This window comes from Pseudoalteromonas sp. ABE4_541 (assembly GCF_056312285.1).
This window is the reverse complement of the sequence record NZ_JBSVEM010000004.1, coordinates 182317-200503: the sequence shown is the minus strand read 5'-3', so window position 1 is coordinate 200503 and position 18187 is coordinate 182317. Positions and strand designations below refer to the sequence as shown.

Annotated in this window: 17 protein-coding genes and 1 pseudogene; 6 read left to right on the top strand and 12 right to left on the bottom strand. The window is 42.0% G+C overall.

Features of this window, described 5'->3' with window-relative positions; genetic code table 11:
• Positions 1 to 75: 75 nt before the first annotated feature.
• The 4 genes from ACW689_RS05940 (at position 76) to ACW689_RS05925 (ending at position 3751) form a co-directional block, all read left to right on the top strand.
• The gene (locus ACW689_RS05940; RefSeq protein ID WP_476289300.1) at positions 76 to 1287 is read left to right on the top strand and encodes a lipoprotein-releasing ABC transporter permease subunit; all 1212 of its coding nucleotides are present in this window, start codon (positions 76 to 78) and stop codon (positions 1285 to 1287) included.
• Positions 1280 to 1969 carry a lipoprotein-releasing ABC transporter ATP-binding protein LolD gene (lolD, locus tag ACW689_RS05935; protein WP_476289298.1) on the top strand — a complete coding sequence of 230 codons (690 nt, stop codon included), beginning with the start codon at positions 1280 to 1282 and terminating at the stop codon, positions 1967 to 1969. The genes ACW689_RS05940 and lolD overlap by 8 nt, the downstream gene beginning before the upstream one ends.
• On the top strand, positions 1962 to 3191 hold the full coding sequence (locus tag ACW689_RS05930; RefSeq protein ID WP_476289296.1) for a lipoprotein-releasing ABC transporter permease subunit: 1230 nt from the start codon (positions 1962 to 1964) through the stop codon (positions 3189 to 3191). The genes lolD and ACW689_RS05930 overlap by 8 nt, the downstream gene beginning before the upstream one ends.
• 131 nt (positions 3192 to 3322) lie before the next feature.
• Positions 3323 to 3751 (top strand): DUF4826 family protein, encoded by a 429-nt coding sequence (locus tag ACW689_RS05925; RefSeq protein WP_476289294.1) that lies wholly within the window; start codon positions 3323 to 3325, stop codon positions 3749 to 3751.
• Here ACW689_RS05925 and ACW689_RS05920 read toward each other — a convergent pair.
• The 8 genes and pseudogenes from ACW689_RS05920 to cspD form a co-directional block, all read right to left on the bottom strand.
• Complete coding sequence (locus ACW689_RS05920; RefSeq protein WP_476289292.1) at positions 3735 to 4193, bottom strand: GNAT family N-acetyltransferase; 459 nt, start codon at positions 4191 to 4193, stop codon at positions 3735 to 3737. The genes ACW689_RS05925 and ACW689_RS05920 overlap by 17 nt on opposite strands.
• A 157-nt stretch (positions 4194 to 4350) precedes the next feature.
• Positions 4351 to 5514, bottom strand: coding sequence for a JmjC domain-containing protein (locus ACW689_RS05915; RefSeq protein ID WP_476289290.1), 1164 nt, complete (start codon positions 5512 to 5514; stop codon positions 4351 to 4353).
• A gap of 64 nt (positions 5515 to 5578) precedes the next feature.
• Positions 5579 to 6949: an adenylosuccinate lyase gene (purB, locus tag ACW689_RS05910; RefSeq protein WP_476289288.1), complete on the bottom strand. Its 1371-nt coding sequence runs from the start codon at positions 6947 to 6949 to the stop codon at positions 5579 to 5581.
• A gap of 36 nt (positions 6950 to 6985) precedes the next feature.
• A complete protein-coding gene (gene hflD / locus ACW689_RS05905; RefSeq protein WP_476289286.1) occupies positions 6986 to 7588 on the bottom strand; it encodes a high frequency lysogenization protein HflD in 603 nt (200 codons plus the stop codon).
• Positions 7588 to 8694: pseudogene (mnmA, locus tag ACW689_RS05900) on the bottom strand (tRNA 2-thiouridine(34) synthase MnmA); the annotation flags it as partial. The pseudogene mnmA and the gene hflD, both read right to left, overlap by 1 nt.
• Before the next feature lie 79 nt (positions 8695 to 8773).
• Complete coding sequence (locus tag ACW689_RS05895) at positions 8774 to 9400, bottom strand: pseudouridine synthase (protein WP_476289284.1); 627 nt, start codon at positions 9398 to 9400, stop codon at positions 8774 to 8776.
• A 103-nt stretch (positions 9401 to 9503) separates the two neighbouring features.
• Positions 9504 to 11726 (bottom strand): NADP-dependent isocitrate dehydrogenase, encoded by a 2223-nt coding sequence (locus ACW689_RS05890; RefSeq protein ID WP_476289282.1) that lies wholly within the window; start codon positions 11724 to 11726, stop codon positions 9504 to 9506.
• Positions 11727 to 12006: 280 nt separating this feature from the next.
• Positions 12007 to 12225: a cold shock domain-containing protein CspD gene (cspD, locus tag ACW689_RS05885; RefSeq protein WP_070987032.1), complete on the bottom strand. Its 219-nt coding sequence runs from the start codon at positions 12223 to 12225 to the stop codon at positions 12007 to 12009.
• Positions 12226 to 12432: 207 nt separating this feature from the next.
• Between cspD and clpS the strand changes: the two genes are divergently transcribed.
• Together clpS and clpA are read left to right on the top strand one after the other, a co-directional pair.
• Complete coding sequence (gene clpS / locus ACW689_RS05880) at positions 12433 to 12750, top strand: ATP-dependent Clp protease adapter ClpS (RefSeq protein ID WP_476289280.1); 318 nt, start codon at positions 12433 to 12435, stop codon at positions 12748 to 12750.
• Between the two features lie 30 nt (positions 12751 to 12780).
• Entirely contained in the window at positions 12781 to 15045 is a 2265-nt protein-coding gene (gene clpA / locus ACW689_RS05875) for an ATP-dependent Clp protease ATP-binding subunit ClpA (protein WP_476289278.1), read from the top strand.
• Between the two features lie 157 nt (positions 15046 to 15202).
• Here clpA and infA read toward each other — a convergent pair whose 3' ends face one another.
• From infA to trxB, 4 genes are all read right to left on the bottom strand, one after another.
• A complete protein-coding gene (gene infA, locus ACW689_RS05870; RefSeq protein WP_058029687.1) occupies positions 15203 to 15421 on the bottom strand; it encodes a translation initiation factor IF-1 in 219 nt (72 codons plus the stop codon).
• Between the two features lie 169 nt (positions 15422 to 15590).
• Positions 15591 to 16301 (bottom strand): arginyltransferase, encoded by a 711-nt coding sequence (locus ACW689_RS05865; RefSeq protein ID WP_476289274.1) that lies wholly within the window; start codon positions 16299 to 16301, stop codon positions 15591 to 15593.
• Positions 16294 to 17010 carry a leucyl/phenylalanyl-tRNA--protein transferase gene (gene aat / locus ACW689_RS05860; RefSeq protein ID WP_476289272.1) on the bottom strand — a complete coding sequence of 239 codons (717 nt, stop codon included), beginning with the start codon at positions 17008 to 17010 and terminating at the stop codon, positions 16294 to 16296. Before aat ends, ACW689_RS05865 begins: the two co-directional genes overlap by 8 nt.
• 92 nt (positions 17011 to 17102) lie before the next feature.
• Positions 17103 to 18053 (bottom strand): thioredoxin-disulfide reductase, encoded by a 951-nt coding sequence (gene trxB, locus ACW689_RS05855; RefSeq protein ID WP_476289270.1) that lies wholly within the window; start codon positions 18051 to 18053, stop codon positions 17103 to 17105.
• Positions 18054 to 18187: the final 134 nt, after the last annotated feature.

The window sequence follows — 18187 nt, the reverse complement described above, 5'->3', positions numbered from 1 at the left end:
TTGTGACGTACCCAAGGCAGAGTAATATGTGTTAGTATGCCCAGAATTAGCATTAAGTATGACTAAAAATTTACTATGTTTCAGCCGGTTAGCTTGTATGTGGGCTTGAGGTATGCAAAAGCCGCAAAGGGCAATGCATTTATTTCGTTTATTTCTTTCTTTTCTATCGCGGGTATTGCGCTTGGATTGATGTCGTTGATCACGGTTAGCTCGGTGATGAATGGATTTGAGCAATCATTGAAAACCGCCATGCTTGACCTGATCCCACATGTACAGTTAAAGCATAAAGCGGATTCAAAAGCCAACACGCAAGATGTACTCAAATCCTTGCATGACAATACGCAAATTAAACGGGCTCAGCCTTATTTGACCTCAGATGTGATCTTACAAACGAATAAAGAGTTGGTTGGTGTCCGTTTGCAAGGGGTATTTGACGGATTTACAAGTCCAGTAGAACAACATCTCTATCTTGGAACTACACAAAAATTCGCTCAGGATAAATATCAGTTAATGATTAGCCGTTATCTAGCGAGTAAATTGGGCGTGGGTATTGGTGACAAAATTCGCGTTATCATGCCTGATGTATCAAGTTATACACCGCTTGGCCGTGTACCTGCTCAGCGATTATTTGAGGTGGCAGCTATTTATGATTCAAACAGTGAAGCGGACACAACAATGGCTTTTGCTGATGGCAAAAGCTTAGCACGACTAATGCGCCGTAATAATGTGGATGAGCACGATATTAGCATTACGCTTCATGATGCATTTGCAATCGAAGAGTTTTACGCCCACAACCCAATTTTAATATCTCAGTTTGACGTGGATGATTGGCAATCACAACAAGGGGCGTTGTTTTCTGCCGTTGCAATGGAAAAGCGCATTATGTCTGTGTTGCTCGGTTTAATCGTTATCGTGGCCGTATTCAATATATTATCCGCGCTATCTATGATGGTAAGAGAAAAACAAGGCGAAGTGGCGATATTACAAACCTTGGGTTTTAAACCATCGATGATAGCCAAAGTGTTTATGGTACAGGGGCTCTACAACGGCCTAGTTGGTACCCTCATAGGCGTTTTACTTGGTCTTGTTGTTGCTGACAATATTAATGAAATTTTAGCGATGGTTGGGTTATCTCTTTTAGGTGGCTTACAACTGCCTGTCGTGTTTTCGCAGTTCAGTATTATTATGATGGCAATTGTTAGTATCGTGATGAGTTTTGTTGCGACTCTATATCCAGCCAAAAAAGCTGCTAGTGTTTTACCTGCTGAGGTATTGAGGTATGAGTAATTTAGTAATTGATTGTCGAGATCTTGGTAAGTCTTATCAAGATGGGAAATCTCAAGTTGAGGTATTAAAGGGCGTTAACTTAGCGGTAAAACAAGGTGAAATGCTCGCTATAGTGGGTAGTTCAGGCTCGGGTAAAAGCACATTGCTACATATTTTAGGCACTTTGGATAAAGCATCCAATGGCCTTGTTGAAATAAAAAGTGTTGAAGTGGGCAAGTTATCCCGCGCCAAGCAAGCTGAGTTTAGAAACCAAAATATGGGCTTTATTTATCAATTTCATCATCTGCTTATGGAGTTTACTGCATTAGAAAATGTCGCGATGCCACTTCTGATCAGAGGCCTAAATGCTAAGCAAGCTGAGCCACAAGCCTTGGCTATGCTTGAACGAGTGGGGCTTGCACACAGGGCATCGCACAAGCCATCAGAGTTATCGGGTGGTGAAAGACAAAGAGTGGCGATAGCAAGAGCCTTAGTCACCAAACCGTCACTTGTGCTTGCCGATGAACCGACAGGTAACTTGGATAAGCACAATGCAAACCGCATTTATGACCTGCTAGCAGAACTTAATGAGCAACTGAATACCAGTTTTGTTGTGGTAACACACGATATGGAACTTGCTTCAAAATTAGGTCGCACGGTGATGCTAGATGATGGTGTGATTGCAGAGGCGACTCATGCTTAGTGCCTTTTTAAGTAAGCGCTTTAGGCAAGCAAAAAAACGTACGGGCATCGTTAGTCTGTTGAGCAAAGCTTCAACATTGGGGGTCATGCTTGGGGTAACCGTGTTAATTGTTGCGCTGTCAGTGATTAATGGCTTTGAACAACAGCTTGAAGAGCGTTTGTTGTCGGTTGTGCCTCATGTGAGTTATCAAGCGCCGAATGAGCCTATCAAAAACTGGGGTGAAAAAGTGAAGGTGTTAGAGGCCAATCCTAATATCACTTCAGCTACACCCGAAATAAACTTAACAGCTATGGTGCAGTTTAAAGGCAAATTAAAGGCGACTCAGTTAAAAGGGATTTTGCCTCACTTACATCAAAAAGTGTCGAATGTTGGCCGTTTTATTAACGGTAAAAGTATTACGCAGCTTCAAGAAAATGAAATTGTATTAGGTCGAAAAACAGCCAAAGCGTTAAACGTTAAAGTGGGGGATAAAGTGACGCTACTGATTGCTAATCAACATTCAGAGCGACCTTTGTCTGCACCAAAGCGTTTGTCGTTAGAGCTTGTGGGTATGATTGAGATGGGAGGGCCTGTCGACGAAACGCTCACGCTAACCCATATGAGTGCGCTTCAAGATGCTTTAGGTTTAACACGCTCTGACGTAACAGGTTTGAGAGCCAAGGTAAACGACATCTTTAACGCGCATGCTATTGCGATGAGTGCGGGGCAAACGTTACCAGATTTAGTTTATGTAAGCAGTTGGTTCAGAAGCCAAGGGAGCCTTTATCAAGATATTCAGATGGTTAGAACAATCGTATTTTTAGTGGTTTTTTTAATTATCGCTGTTGCTAGTTTTAACATTGTGTCGTCAATGGTTATGGAAGTAAAAGACAAGCAAGCAAATATCGCAATTTTAAAAACGATGGGCGCCAAAGATAGCACGATTTTTGCAACTTTTGCGCTTCAAGGTATTACCTATGCCGCGATTGGTGCCTTTATAGGCACTTTAGTTGGGGTGCTACTTGCGATCAATTTACCTGATTTATTTAATGCTGTTTTTGCGGAGCGCGGCAACAACCCGTTGGCAGACGTGTATTTTGTAGAGTTTTTACCTTCAAAATTAGTCTGGTCAGATATATTTATAACCTTGATAGTTACGCTTGTATTAGCCGTTTTAGCAAGCGTTTATCCTGCTTGGCAAGCAACGAAAACCGAGCCAGCTCAGGTGCTTGGTAATAATTAGGATGGTAATTCAAACTCTGATGGGGGTCATGGAACCTGATAGAATCATGACCGTTTTATTGCAAAAGGTTGCAAGCGTTTAGGCAAACACTTACATTACAGGGATAACAAGCTTAAATAAGAAGTAAAAGCATGAGTGAAGAAAAGATAACAGAAGAACAAAAAGTAGAATTGGAAAAACAATGGCAACGAGATTGCTTTCAAGCAGCACAAAAACATTTAGCTGAAAAAGGTATTATTCCAGCAAGTGTATTTGACAAAGAAAGTCGTTTTTTAGCCCCATTGTGTGCTGTTTGGAAAATAAAGGCGCAAACAGGTAAAACGTATTGGGTGTTAACAGGGCGCCTTCCAACGGATCATATGGAAACGAGTGCTGCTAAAACGGCACGAGAAGCAATGAAAAGCTTCTCATACCAATGGCAAATGAAAGCGGACAGTATTATGTCTTCTGGTGCAAAAGATGAGACTCAGGTCAAGTTCGCCAATTTACTTGTAAATAGAGCGCATGGCTTGTACGAAATAGCCGATAACGATGAACTATGGGTTAATGAAGCATCGTAAAAGGCTCAGTTTTGAATGAGGTGATAGGGCACCTGAGCTTTTGCCTTGGGATCCCTGCCTCCATAAACACGCATCCATGTTTGCAAAAGCCACTTTCGACAAAGTTGGGAACTTCATCTAAGATGCAGTTTACATAAATGCTATCTAGACCTTTTTCACTGGCAATTGATACCAAGCGGTTTAGAAGCGAGCAATAGGCATCCCTATTTCGGTGAGCCCGAACAACGGCTATCCGGCTAATCGAACCGTCAGGTGTTAAACGACCAGTACCAACCGCTTCATTATCTTCATTGAGAATTATGACGTGCTCAGATAACGAATCTAGAGAGTCAAACTCAACCTCCTTTGGAATATGAAGCTCATAAACAAATACGCGTTCGCGGATCTGTTTTAATTGTGCTTTTCTCTGAAGCCAACTGACCTTGTTAACGTGGTAACTCATGTTTCCTCCACTTAATACATAAAAGTATTTGCGCAGGTTACCAAGTAATTAAGTGCCTATTTTGCATTAATTTATTTGCTGGGCTAAGCTTTCCCAGCATTAAATTAAAACCTAAATAAACTTGGCAACGGTCATTGCTTGAATAGCCTTAAATGTACTACTCAAACTCATCGTCTTCTTGTAAGTAATACGTTCCCTCACTAATAAGTTTAGTGAAGGTTTTCATAAATTCAATACAATTTAATGCAGGTTTAATTTGTTCAATTGTAAAGTTGATGTGGTCAGTCAGTAATGCCACACCATGAATACATTCGTCCGGCAGGTGATAGGTACAGCCATTAACGCTTAACATGATTTGTGCTTCATGTCGCTGATATATCGCTCGGACACCACCAGCTCTTTGTATAATTTCACCCCCTTCTAAATACTCAAACAGCTCTTCTTCATTCAAAGGCGGGTCGAGCGGAGCCAAATCCATATCATGTTTGGCTTCACTGATCATCGTGCCAAACCAGTGTTTGAATATTTTGTCATCGTTAAGAATATTTCTCATTAATTGGCGAACATTATCAATTTCATGAGCACTAAGCTCCCCAACCGATGAAGGGGGTGTTAAACTTGGATCGCTGTACCGCGTATAGCCTTGTTCGTTATCTATCAAGTAGTCAGCAAAGCTGGATATAAGGTCTTTTTGATCAGGCGCGCGAAAGCCAACAGAATAATTAAGCGCATTCTCTAGCGCATAACCTTCATGTGGGCAACCTGGTGGAATATATAAAATGTCGCCTGGTTCCAAAACACTATCAATAATAGCGCTAAATTGCTCGACTTGGAGCAAGCTTTTATTTTGAGCGAACTGCTTTAAAGATGAGTCAGGCATACCGACACGCCAATGACGTTTACCTTGTCCTTGAATAATGAACACATCATACTGATCCAGATGGGGCCCGACCCCGCCCCCCGGTGTTGAATAGCTGATCATCAAATCATCAATTCGCCAGTTTGGGATAAAGCGGAAGGGCTCAATTAATTGCGCTGCTACTGGATGCCAATGGTCGACTGCTTGAACGAGTAGGGTGCTGTTGGTATCAGTTAAGCGAGAAAAATTTTCAAATGGTCCATGGTATGCTTGCCAATCATCTTTATGGTTGGTGATCAAGCGCGACTCTATACTGTCTTCCATGGCTAAACCCGCTAGTTCTTCAGGTTCAATAGGGTCAACAAAGTTTTCGAAGCCCGCTTTGATCAAGAGCGGTTTTTTTTGCCAGTATTCCGATAAAAATTGTTCGGTAGTTAAATCGTTGATGCGTAACTGATACATAAATTTTCCATAAAAAAAGCGAAAGATTTTACCCTTTCGCTTTATAACTTAATATTGTTTGAAGTTATACAAGCTCGTCTATGAAAGCTTCAGCACGGCCAATATAGTTAGCTGGTGTCATGAGCTTCATTTGTGCTTTTACTTCTTCTGGTAGCGCTAAACCATCAATGAAGTCAGCCATAATCACTTGGTTGACGCGCTTACCACGGGTTAGTTCTTTGAGCTTCTCGTATGGTTTTTCGATGCCATACTTGCGCATAACTGTTTGAATTGGTTCTGCAAGTAGTTCCCAGTTTTGGTCTAGCTCTTCGAGTAATTTGTCTTCATTTACTTCAAGCTTGCTCACACCTTTTAAAGTTGCTTGATAGGCAATGAGGGTATAACCCATACCAACACCTAGGTTACGAAGCACAGTTGAGTCTGTGAGGTCTCGCTGCCAGCGAGAAACTGGTAACTTCTGAGCTAGGTGAGCAAACATCGCATTAGCAATACCCAAATTACCTTCTGAATTTTCGAAGTCAATAGGGTTTACTTTGTGTGGCATGGTTGATGAGCCAATTTCACCAGCAATGGTTTTTTGTTTGAAGTGGTTTAGTGCAATGTAACCCCACACATCGCGGTCAAAGTCTAACAAAATCGTGTTGAATCGAGCGATAGCATCAAATAACTCAGCGATGTAATCGTGTGGTTCAATTTGCGTTGTAAATGCGTTCCAAGTTAAACCTAGGCTAGTCACAAATTGCTCTGCATGGGCATGCCAATCATAATCTGGGTAAGCACTTAAGTGCGCATTATAATTACCTACAGCACCATTGATTTTACCAAGTATTGATACGTTAGCGATTTGCTCGCGTTGGCGTTGCAAGCGCACATAAACGTTTGCAAACTCTTTACCCATAGTAGAGGGAGAAGCAGGCTGACCGTGGGTACGGGTCATCATAGCAACAGAGCGGTATTCAATGGCTTTTTCTTTGATAGCAGCAAGCAGTTTGTCGCAGTAAGGTAATAATACTTTGTCTCTTGCTTCTGTTAGCATTAGGCCGTGAGATAGGTTATTAATGTCTTCAGAAGTACATGCAAAGTGAATAAACTCATTGATTGCATTTAGTTCAGCGTTGTCTGCAACCTTTTCTTTTAGAAGGTACTCAACCGCTTTCACATCGTGGTTTGTGGTGCGCTCAATTTCTTTTACGCGCGCAGCATCGGCTTCACTAAAGTTGTCAACGATGCTGTCTAACAATGCATTTGCTTGCTCACTAAATGCAGGCACTTCAGCAATGCCTTGTGCTTTTGCTAGTGCTTGCAACCAACGAACTTCGACAGTCACGCGGTACTTGATCAAGCCAAACTCACTAAAGATGCCACGTAACTCGGTAGTTTTGCTACCGTAGCGACCATCCACTGGAGAGATAGCGGTTAACGCTGAAAGCTCCATAATTACTCCTAAACTAATTGGTTTTGAACGATATCTTTAAACTCTTCTTTGTGCTTCAGCGATGATTCTCTTTTTACCAAAGAAAAACTGGCGGCGTTTCCCGCCCAATTGGCGCCAAAGTACGGCACTGCGAATACCTGCAAGGAGCAGTGCTCTAATTTTTTGTTGAGTTGCGGTTTGTTTTAGCAACTCAGGTTGCCCAAAAACTTGGATCTTCTGACCTAACGGGCTGACTACTTCGCTATAGATATCAGCAAAAGCCGCAATAATAGTGCCGTCGGTAATGTCAAAATGCTGCAATTGACGTTCAACATCTTTTAAGCGTTTCGATAGCTCATCTAATGCTGCTTTATTATTCATTAATGCACGCTCTAATTGCATTAAACTGCCAACATACTTCACCATTTCGACGTCTTTATCGCCTTGTGGTGATAATTGCGCCAGTAAAATACGGTAGCCTGATTTTAATGCGAACGGGTCAGAGTATACATCTTCGGGGTTATCAGGGGTTAAATTAACAATGCTATGTAAAAAGCTTTCTACTTCACGGTCGTTAAATTGACCGTATTTAGCTGTTTTTTGCACTAACTTTGTGATTTGGCACATGGCCGCTAAGGGCATCACATAATTTGCTGACATTACTTAATCACCGAATCAATAATACCGCCGCCTAGACATACCTCATCAGCGTAAAAAACAGCCGATTGACCCGGTGTTACCGCTTTTTGCGGCTCATCGAATAACACGCGCGCCATGCCATCTTCGCCAACCAATAAGGTACAAGGAATGTCAGTTTGGCGATAACGAGTTTTAACAGTACAGCGGGTTGTACCTTTAGGACCTGCTCTGTCAACCCAATGTAACTGGTTTGCATTCAAGCCGTTACTAAATAGACGAGGGTGGTCGCTACCTTGACCAACAATCAGTACATTTCTTTCGATATCTTTATCAACAACGTACCAAGGTTCACCATTACCTTCTTTCATGCCGCCAATAAGTAGACCTTTACGTTGACCAAGCGTGTGATACATCAACCCCTCATGGTCGCCCACCACATGGCCATCGGTGTCTTCAATTTTACCTGGCTGTGCTGGCAAGAACTTTTGCAGAAAGTCTTTAAATTTACGCTCGCCAATAAAACAAATACCAGTACTGTCTTTCTTGTCATGGGTAATTAAGTTTTGTTCTTCAGCGATGCGTCTAACTTCAGGTTTTGCTATATCCCCAACTGGGAAAAGAGTTTGTGCAATGTGCTCATGACTTAAGGTGTACAAAAAGTAACTTTGATCTTTGTTATCATCAAGGCCACGGCACATAACGAATTTTCCATCACGCTCTTCGCGACGAACATAGTGGCCAGTGGCAATGTAATCAGCGCCCAATGCTTGTGCTGCAAACTCTAAGAAAGCTTTGAACTTGATCTCTTTGTTACACATAATGTCTGGGTTAGGTGTACGTCCTGCTTTGTATTCAGCAAGAAAATACTCGAATACGTTGTCCCAATATTCAGCTGCAAAGTTAACAGTGTGCAGTTCAATGCCTAATTTATCACACACGGCCTGTGCGTCTTTTAGGTCTTCAGCTGCAGCGCAATATTCATCATTATCGTCTTCTTCCCAGTTCTTCATAAACAAGCCTTCAACTTGATAGCCCTGCTCTTTTAAAAGGTATGCTGAAACTGAAGAATCTACACCGCCGGACATGCCAACGATGACTTTAATGTGACTATTATCGCTCATAATGTTTGCTGTAAATTTACCTGATTTGGAAAGGCCGTGATTATAGCACGCAAAAGCCCTATGCTAAAAGTCGAGAACGCGCTCATTACATGCTAACTACTTTATATTCGCCGTTTTTTAAATCTGCCAAAGAATATTTGCCAATTTGAGCGCGTATTAGTCTCAATGTTGGGTGTCCAACATGGGCAGTCATTCTCCTAACTTGGCGGTTTTTTCCTTCGCTAATACTGACACTCAACCAAGTTGTCGGAATATTTGCTCGTTCACGAATAGGCGGGGTGCGAGGCCAAATGTTCGGTTCTGGTATAATTTTCACTTTTGCAGGGCGAGTAAGACCGTCTTTTAACTCAACGCCATCACATAAGGCTTGGATGGCTTTGTCAGAAGGAATACCTTCAACTTGAACCCAATAAGTTTTAACCGTTTTTTTATTTGGGTCGGTCAACTTATGTTGTAGCTTGCCACAATTAGTAAGTAGTAAGAGCCCTTCACTGTCTCTATCGAGCCTTCCTGCAGCATAAACGCCTTTTTCTTTTACGAAATCAGCGAGTGTTTTACGGTTTTGGTCATCGGTAAACTGACACAACACATCGTACGGTTTATTAAAAAGGACAATTTTTACATTTTGAGGTGCAATAGCTGGCTTACGTGGCTTGGTTGCTTTGTTGCGGGAAAAATTTTTCTGGCTTTTATGTGCTCGTCGTTGAACCATAGTGACAACTTAAATGATATTAATGGGCTTATTTTATCATTTGTGCCATCAAACAAACATAAAAAAGGGCAGCAAATGCTGCCCTTGATTATTTTCTATATGATTATACTAGCTTAGCCAAAATGTCATTGAATGCTTTGCTTGGACGCATAGCCGCGAAAGCTAGCTCGTCACTTGGCTGATAATAACCACCAACATTCATTGCCTGACCTTGAGCACCATTCAACTCGCTTACAATTGTCTGTTCTTGCGCTTCAAGTTCACGCGCAATTTCAGTGAACTGTGCTTGTAGTTGAGCATCGCTAGTTTGTGCTGCTAGTGCTTGTGCCCAGTAAAGAGATAGATAGAAGTGGCTTCCACGGTTATCTAATTCATTTACTTTACGAGATGGCGATTTGTTCTCATCTAAGAACTTACCCGTTGCTTGATCAAGCGTGTCTGCCAGCACCTGTGCTTTTGTATTACCCGTCGCTTGGCTTAGGTGTTCAAGCGACGCAGCGAGTGCAAGGAATTCACCTAAAGAATCCCAACGTAGGTGGTTTTCTTTTTCGAACTGTTGTACGTGCTTAGGTGCAGAACCACCTGCGCCTGTTTCGAATAAACCACCACCGTTCATAAGTGGTACAATTGAAAGCATTTTAGCACTTGTACCAAGCTCAAGAATTGGGAACAAGTCAGTTAGGTAGTCACGTAATACGTTACCAGTTACTGAAATTGTGTCTTGCCCTGCTTTCATACGTTCTAACGAGTAAAGCGTTGCTTCTACTGGTGCTTTGATTAGAATTTCAAGACCATCAGTGTCATGCTCTGGTAAATATGCATTTACTTTTTTGATAAGTTCAGCATCGTGTGCTCGCGCTTCATTTAACCAGAAAACAGCGGGAACCCCAGTTGCACGAGCGCGGTTTACAGCAAGTTTAACCCAGTCTTTAATCGGCGCATCTTTAACCTGACACATACGCCAGATATCGCCGTGCTCAACATCGTGAGAAAGTAACACGTTATCGTTAGCATCAACTACGCGGATAGTACCCGCCGCAGGTGCTTCAAATGTTTTGTCGTGTGAGCCATATTCTTCAGCTTTTTGAGCCATCAAACCGACGTTTGGAATAGTACCCATCGTACGAGGGTCAAAAGCACCGTGCTCTTTACAGAAATCGATAGTCGCTTGATAAACACCAGAGTAACAACGGTCTGGGATCACAAAGCTTGTATCTTGTTGCTTGCCTTCAGCATTCCACATTTGACCACTTGTACGAATAGCTGCTGGCATTGAAGCATCAATGATAACGTCACTAGGTACGTGTAGATTGGTAATGCCACGGTCAGAATCAACCATCGCAATTGCAGGGCTAGATGCGTAGACAGCAGCGATATCCGCTTCAATTTCTTGACGTTTAGCATCATCTAGCTGTTGGATTTTAGCGTATACATCACCCAAACCATTGTTTACATCTACGCCTAGTTGGGCGAACAAGTCAGCATGCTTTGCAAACACATCTTTATAGAATACTTTTACTGCGTGACCGAAGATGATTGGATCTGAAACTTTCATCATGGTTGCTTTCATATGAAGCGAGAAAAGTACGCCTTTGTCTTTAGCTGAAGCAATTTCAGCCGCAAGGAAGGCTTGTAATGCAGACACACTCATACAAGAAGCATCGATGATTTCACCTGCAAGAAGCGGCGTGCTTGCTTTTAAAACGGTTACGTCGCCATTTTGTGCAACGTGTTCAATGCGTACATCTGTCGCTTGCTCTACAGTTGTTGATTTTTCTGAACCGAAGAAATCGCCTTCGCTCATGCTAGCAACATATGATTGTGAATCAGCAGACCATGCACCCATTGAGTGAGGGTTTTTGCGTGCATACGCTTTTACAGATGCTGGTGCGCGACGGTCTGAGTTACCTTCACGAAGCACTGGGTTTACGGCACTGCCTTTTATTTTGTCATAAGTTGCTTTAATCGCAGCTTCTTTTTCGTCTTTTGGTTCTGCAGGGTAATCAGGTAGAGCATAGCCTTTAGCTTGTAACTCTTTAATAGTCGCTTGCAACTGAGGAATAGATGCACTGATATTTGGTAGTTTGATGATGTTTGCTTCAGGTGTTTTTGCAAGTTCACCTAACTCTGCCAGTGCATCGCCAATACGTTGCTCTTCAGTTAAAAATTCAGGGAAGTTTGCGATAATACGGCCAGCAAGAGAGATATCACGAGTCTCAACTTCTACGCCAGCGGCATTGGTGTAAGCTTGAATGATCGGCAGCAATGAATAGGTAGCCAGTGCTGGAGCTTCATCGGTTTTTGTATAAATAATTTTTGATGTCATCATCATTCCTAGATTTTGTGGCTATTTAAGCCATTCAACAATGCAAAGGGAATGCTATGTTGCCTTAATGCAACGGGTTATAGCAAGTTTGTTAGATATTTTTACTCTAAGGGTAAATAAAAATATCTAACCCACCTAACGACAACGCGCCGTATTGTAACAAGCAATATAGATAAGGGCTAATTAGTTTTTTTAAAGGGAAGGGACGAAAAAATTATAAGATGTGGAGATATGAAGCGAGCAGTAAATACAACCCGCTTCCAGTTAGCCAAAAACTACTTTAAGCCAATTCTTCATCACGAGGCGCGATGTTAGTGGCGTGAAGTCCTTTAGGACCTTCTTGTAGCTCGAATGTTACATCTTGACCAGCTTTAAGCGTTTTGTATCCATCCATTACAATCGTTGAGTAATGGGCGAAGATATCTTCCTCACTGCCGTCTTCTACGATGAAACCAAACCCTTTGGCGTTATTAAACCATTTGACTTTTCCGCAAGCCATACTTCTACATCCTTCTAATAAGTTGACTAATTTAGTTAATCTAAACTTTATAATTTGATAGACTGCCCATAGATTAAGCATGAGACAATCTATAAAGGACTGTAGTTTAAATGAGCAGTCAGTCAAGTTTTTTAACGGATTTTTTAACATTTTATTTATTTTTTAATTCAAGTTTGCTTGAGTTCCAAAGACAAGACTATATTTAATATGAGTGGGATCAAAGAATCAGGTGTGATAGACACGGTACGCGAAAGTGCGAAGCAAAAGCTAAGCCCTCCGCGTAAGTACAAGGTCATTTTAAATAACGACGACTACACCCCAATGGAGTTTGTAATCGAAGTTTTAATGACTTTTTTTAATATGGATAGCGATAGAGCAACTGAGGTGATGCTTCAAGTGCATCATGAGGGAAAAGCTGTATGTGGTATATATCCTGCAGATATTGCCCACACAAAGGCTGAGCAGGTAAATCGTTACGCTCGCGACCATGAGCATCCTTTGCTTTGTAGTTGTGAGCAAGAATAACCTTTTTAATTCTCGTTTTGGGGGTTGCCAATGCTAAATAAAGACTTAGAAATTACCTTAAACGCCGCTTTTCGTGAAGCGCGCACGCGTCGTCATGAATTTATGACAGTTGAGCATTTGTTATTGGCGCTAATTGATAACCCGTCAGCAGGAGAGGCGTTAGGCGCCTGCGGCGTAGACATCGAAAATCTTAAACGTGAGCTGTCAGAATTCATTGATGAGACAACTCCCGTTATTCCTGATTTAGAAGAGGACAGAGAAACACAACCAACCTTAGGTTTTCAACGTGTATTACAGCGAGCTGTATTTCATGTGCAATCGTCCGGTCGAAGCGAGGTTACAGGCGTTAATGTACTCGTAGCGATTTTTTCAGAGCAAGAAAGTCAAGCGGTATATCTTCTCAAGAAAAGTGACATCAGCCGCCTTGATATCGTTAACTTTATTTCTCACGGCATTTCAAAAGTCGATGAGGATTCAGACCATGATGATCATGAAGACATGCATGAAGAGTCAAACGATGTACAAAGTGAGGAAAAAACAAAACTTGAGAACTTTACAACTAATTTAAATGCGTTAGCGCAGGCTGGTCAAGTGGACCCGCTTGTTGGTCGTGATGATGAGGTTGAAAGAACGGTTCAAGTGCTTTGTCGGCGTAAGAAAAATAACCCACTTCTGGTTGGCGAGGCAGGTGTCGGTAAAACGGCTATTGCAGAAGGCTTAGCTCATCGCATCGTCAATAAACAAGTGCCGGAAGTAATCGAAGATGCAGTTGTTTATTCTTTAGATATGGGCGCATTGCTTGCCGGGACCAAATATCGAGGTGACTTTGAAAAACGTTTCAAAGCATTACTAAAAGAGCTGCAAGCAAAGCCTCAAGCAATTTTGTTTATTGATGAAATTCATACCATTATAGGCGCGGGTGCTGCTTCTGGTGGCGTAATGGATGCATCTAACTTAATTAAGCCACTATTATCTAGCGGACAGCTGCGTTGTATGGGGTCTACGACTTATACTGAATTCAAAAACATTTTTGAAAAAGACCGTGCATTGGTTCGCCGCTTTCAAAAAATTGACGTTGTTGAGCCAAGTGTGGCTGATACCACAAAGATTTTATATGGCTTAAAAGAGCGTTATGAAGAGCATCATGGTATTCGATACACGCAAAAGGCCCTTCGTGCTGCTGCAGAGCTAAGTGCGAAGTATATTAATGAGCGTCACTTGCCGGACAAGGCAATAGACGTGATTGACGAAGCTGGCGCAAATCAACGTTTGTTACCAGCGTCAAAACGCAAGAAAACCATTGGTGTTTCTGATATCGAAATGATTGTTTCTAAGATCGCGCGCATTCCACAGCAAAGTGTGTCAAATAGTGATAAAGAAACACTGAAAAATCTTGATAGAAATCTAAAAATGTTGGTATTCGGTCAAGATCAATCTATTGATGCACTAACGTCAGCTATTCGCTTATCACGTTCGGGACTTGCGAATGAAGACAAACCGATAGGCTCTTTCTTGTTTGCAGGCCCAACAGGGGTTGGTAAGACAGAAGTGACTAAGCAGCTCGCTAAGTGTATGGGTGTTGAGTTTATTCGCTTCGATATGTCTGAATACTCTGAGCGTCATGCGGTGAGTCGTTTAATTGGTGCACCTCCTGGTTATGTTGGCTTTGAGCAAGGCGGTCTTTTGACGGATGCGGTTATAAAACATCCTCATGCGGTTGTCTTGCTAGACGAAATAGAGAAAGCGCATTCGGATATTTATAATATTCTGCTTCAAGTTATGGACCATGGTACTTTGACCGACAACAATGGCCGTAAAGCGGACTTTAGAAATGTTGTGGTGGTGATGACGACTAATGCTGGTGTGCAAGAAACAGTTCGTCAATCAATTGGTTTCCAAGAGCAAGATCATTCGCATGATGCGATGGTTGAAATCAACAAAGTGTTTACGCCAGAGTTTAGAAATAGGTTAGATAACATTATTTGGTTTAACCACCTTGAAAAAGAAGTGATCATGCAAGTGGTTGACAAGTTTGTTGTCGAGCTGCAAGCGCAGCTAGATAAAAAGTCAGTTAACTTGGAGCTGACCTCCGCGGCCAGAGAGTGGTTGGCCGATCTTGGCTATGACAAAGCAATGGGTGCAAGACCTATGGCAAGAGTTATTCAAGACAAGCTTAAGAAACCACTTGCAAACGAGATCTTATTTGGTCGCTTGAGTGATGGTGGCAACGTTAAAGTCGGTGTTAAAGCGGGTGAATTAGACTTTAGGTATGAATCTAGCTTAGTATCAGCATGAGGCTACTAATATAAAGACGTCAAAAAGCCCAGCGCAAGCTGGGCTTTTTGTTTATATGCCTGATAATAATCAGGCATCTGTAAGCCAATCATGAATAGCGATGATTGCGCTTAGCGAATACAACTTAACTGAAGCTGTAGTTATCTACACGATTCGATTAACGAGCGCGGAAGACAATGCGTCCTTTGGTTAAGTCATACGGAGTCATTTCTACCGTTACTTTGTCACCAGTAAGAATACGGATGTAGTTTTTGCGCATTTTTCCTGAAATATGAGCAACGACTACGTGGCCATTCTCTAGCTCAACGCGGAACATTGTATTTGGTAAAGTATCAAGGACCGTGCCTTGCATTTCAATTACGTCTTCTTTCGCCATGTGTAGCGTAACACCTCTTTGAATAATTAAACGCAGCAGATTTTGCCCAAAAGAAGCCAATAAGTAAAGGTAAGGGCAAAAATTTTGTGATTTTATTAGTCAAAGTGCCATTCTTTTGATTATAAATACCGAGTGGAGGTAATATTGAACGCTTAGATGAGAACTAATTTTATTTGGGTTGCTCGACCCAAACATCATTCACAAAGCGTTGAGCTGGAGCGTATTGGGACTTGTATCTCATCTTTTTACAGCTGTCTATTTGATAGCCAAGATACACATACTTTTTAGCAAGCTTCTTTGCATGCTCTATTTGCGCCATGATCATCACATTCCCTAGGCTATAACTTTCATATTCAGGGTCGAAAAAAGTGTATATCGCTGATAGCGTATTGGGCATGGTATCAGTAACAGCCACTGCGATGAGTTTATCTTTATGCCACAACTCAACAAATGTAATGGGTAACCATTGGCAAAACAAAAAGCTTTCGTACTGTAAACGATTTGGGGGATACATAGTCCCATCACTGTGCCTGAGCGTGATATATTTTTCATACAATGGGTAATATTCGTCTCGCTCTTTATGCGAAATTGAGAATGAAAAAGAATCGTCAAGCTTTTTAAATTTGCGTTTTTGAGATTTAGAAGGTACATATCTTTGTGCTGGAATGCGAATAGATTGACATGCGCTGCACCTTGGGCAATGGGGACGATAAATTTGATCACCACTGCGTCTAAAACCGAGCTCTAATAACGCCTCAAAGCGCGCAGGTGTGTAGCAAGTAGGGTCCAAAATAACCAAAAGTTGCTCTTGCTGTTCAGGTAAATAACTACAACTAAATTGCTGACTTAAACCAATTTTGGAAGGGAAATGTTCAGTCATAAATACCTTCTAATGTTTGCGGTTGCCACATCGCGTTGGGAACTGAAAATTCAGCTGCCTTGTTAAGTTTAGCCAAAAATTCCCTTCGCGATATAACTTTTGCACCCAAACTAACCAGATAAGGATTTTCTAGCTGACAATCTATAAAATGGGCATGGTGTTTTCTTAACCAGTTGACGAGCGCCCACATCGCCAATTTAGAAGCGTTTGGTTGCTTGAAAAACATCGATTCACCACAGAATACGCCACAGAGCATGATCCCATAAAGTCCACCGACTAATTCGCCGTTGCTCCATATTTCTAGACTATGTGCAAAACCCTGAGCATGAGCCTCTTGGTAAGCTCTCAACATGTCAGTATTGATCCAAGTGCCTTCAGCATTAACTCTTTGCTCTCGGCATGCGTGGATCACTTCAGGAAAGGCCATATTTACCGTGACAGTTGGGTTTATTTGACGTCTAGCTTTACGTAAGCTCCGATTAACATGGAAGGCATCCAGCTCTATAATGCCTCGCTCACTTGGCGCCCACCACATAATTGGCTCACGTTCGTTAAACCATGGGAATATGCCTGATGAATACGCTGCTTTTAATCTTGCTGGTGATAAGCAGCCGCCAATCGCTAGTAATCCGTCTGGGTCTTTTAATGCGTAGTCACAGGGTGGGAAGAGGTAATTGTCTAAGCTTAAGTGAAAGAGTTGTTGCGTCATGCCAATACGTCTGTGCGGTAGATATGCGTAAAATAACGTAAAAAGGCAATAAAGAAAATGGGAGTGAGACTCCCATTTTGCAAAAGTTAGGCTTACAGATTATCTAAATAACGCTCTGCATCAAGGGCCGCCATACAGCCAGTACCGGCAGAGGTGATTGCTTGACGGTAAATATGGTCTGATACATCACCTGCTGCAAATACACCCTCAACACTTGTTTGAGTTGCGTTACCATTAAGACCAGATTGAACAACTAGGTAGCCGTCTTTCATTTCAAGCTGTCCTTCAAACATATCAGTGTTTGGTTTGTGGCCGATCGCAATGAATACACCGGCAAGGTCTAGCTGTTCTGTGTTGTCGGAATCCGTTTCTTTGATGCGAATGCCAGTAACGCCCATCTCATCGCCAAGGACTTCGTCTAACGTGCGGTTGAGGTGTAAAACAACGTTACCATTCTTTGCTTTTTCCATCAGTCTATCTGATAAGATCTTTTCGCTTCGGAATGAATCACGACGGTGAACTACGTGCACTTCTTCAGCAATGTTAGATAGATACAGCGCTTCTTCAACTGCTGTGTTACCACCACCAACGACCGCTACTTTTTGACCACGATAGAAGAAACCGTCGCAGGTTGCACATGCAGAAACACCACGACCTTGGAAAGCTGTTTCAGATTCTAAGCCTAAATACTTAGCTGACGCGCCTGTAGCAATAATTAATGCATCACACGTGTAAGTGCCTTGGTCGCCAGTTAATGTAAATGGACGTTTAGTGACATCTACTTTATTGATGTGGTCAAAAATAATCTCTGTTTCAAAGCGCTCTGCGTGCTCTTTCATACGGTCCATCAGTGCAGGGCCTGTTAAACCATGAGCATCGCCTGGCCAGTTTTCAACTTCTGTGGTCGTTGTTAATTGTCCACCTTGTTGCATACCAGTGATCAATACTGGGTTTAAATTCGCTCGCGCAGCATAGACCGCTGCTGTATAACCTGCTGGGCCTGAGCCTAAAATAAGCAGTTTGCAATGTTTCGCGTCACTCATGAATAATTCCTAAAATAAATTTACTTCTAACTGAATGAGGATGATTCTATGGAAATCAACCTAGATGTAAAATAAAACGCTCATTTCGTTTTTTAATAAATCGCAAAGGTGTCAAAAATACTGTACTTGATGAA

Coding starts and splice junctions, on each gene's coding strand:
- ACW689_RS05925 (WP_476289294.1), top strand. CDS start 3,323: ATGAGTGAAGAAAAGATAACAGAAGAACAAAAAGTAGAATTGGAAAAA.
- ACW689_RS05930 (WP_476289296.1), top strand. CDS start 1,962: ATGCTTAGTGCCTTTTTAAGTAAGCGCTTTAGGCAAGCAAAAAAACGT.
- ACW689_RS05915 (WP_476289290.1), bottom strand. CDS start 5,514: ATGTATCAGTTACGCATCAACGATTTAACTACCGAACAATTTTTATCG.
- aat (WP_476289272.1), bottom strand. CDS start 17,010: ATGACGCAACAACTCTTTCACTTAAGCTTAGACAATTACCTCTTCCCA.
- trxB (WP_476289270.1), bottom strand. CDS start 18,053: ATGAGTGACGCGAAACATTGCAAACTGCTTATTTTAGGCTCAGGCCCA.
- purB (WP_476289288.1), bottom strand. CDS start 6,949: ATGGAGCTTTCAGCGTTAACCGCTATCTCTCCAGTGGATGGTCGCTAC.
- clpA (WP_476289278.1), top strand. CDS start 12,781: ATGCTAAATAAAGACTTAGAAATTACCTTAAACGCCGCTTTTCGTGAA.
- lolD (WP_476289298.1), top strand. CDS start 1,280: ATGAGTAATTTAGTAATTGATTGTCGAGATCTTGGTAAGTCTTATCAA.
- ACW689_RS05940 (WP_476289300.1), top strand. CDS start 76: ATGTTTCAGCCGGTTAGCTTGTATGTGGGCTTGAGGTATGCAAAAGCC.
- ACW689_RS05890 (WP_476289282.1), bottom strand. CDS start 11,726: ATGACATCAAAAATTATTTATACAAAAACCGATGAAGCTCCAGCACTG.
- ACW689_RS05865 (WP_476289274.1), bottom strand. CDS start 16,301: ATGACTGAACATTTCCCTTCCAAAATTGGTTTAAGTCAGCAATTTAGT.
- cspD (WP_070987032.1), bottom strand. CDS start 12,225: ATGGCTTGCGGAAAAGTCAAATGGTTTAATAACGCCAAAGGGTTTGGT.
- ACW689_RS05920 (WP_476289292.1), bottom strand. CDS start 4,193: ATGAGTTACCACGTTAACAAGGTCAGTTGGCTTCAGAGAAAAGCACAA.
- ACW689_RS05895 (WP_476289284.1), bottom strand. CDS start 9,400: ATGGTTCAACGACGAGCACATAAAAGCCAGAAAAATTTTTCCCGCAAC.
- clpS (WP_476289280.1), top strand. CDS start 12,433: ATGAGTGGGATCAAAGAATCAGGTGTGATAGACACGGTACGCGAAAGT.
- hflD (WP_476289286.1), bottom strand. CDS start 7,588: ATGTCAGCAAATTATGTGATGCCCTTAGCGGCCATGTGCCAAATCACA.
- infA (WP_058029687.1), bottom strand. CDS start 15,421: ATGGCGAAAGAAGACGTAATTGAAATGCAAGGCACGGTCCTTGATACT.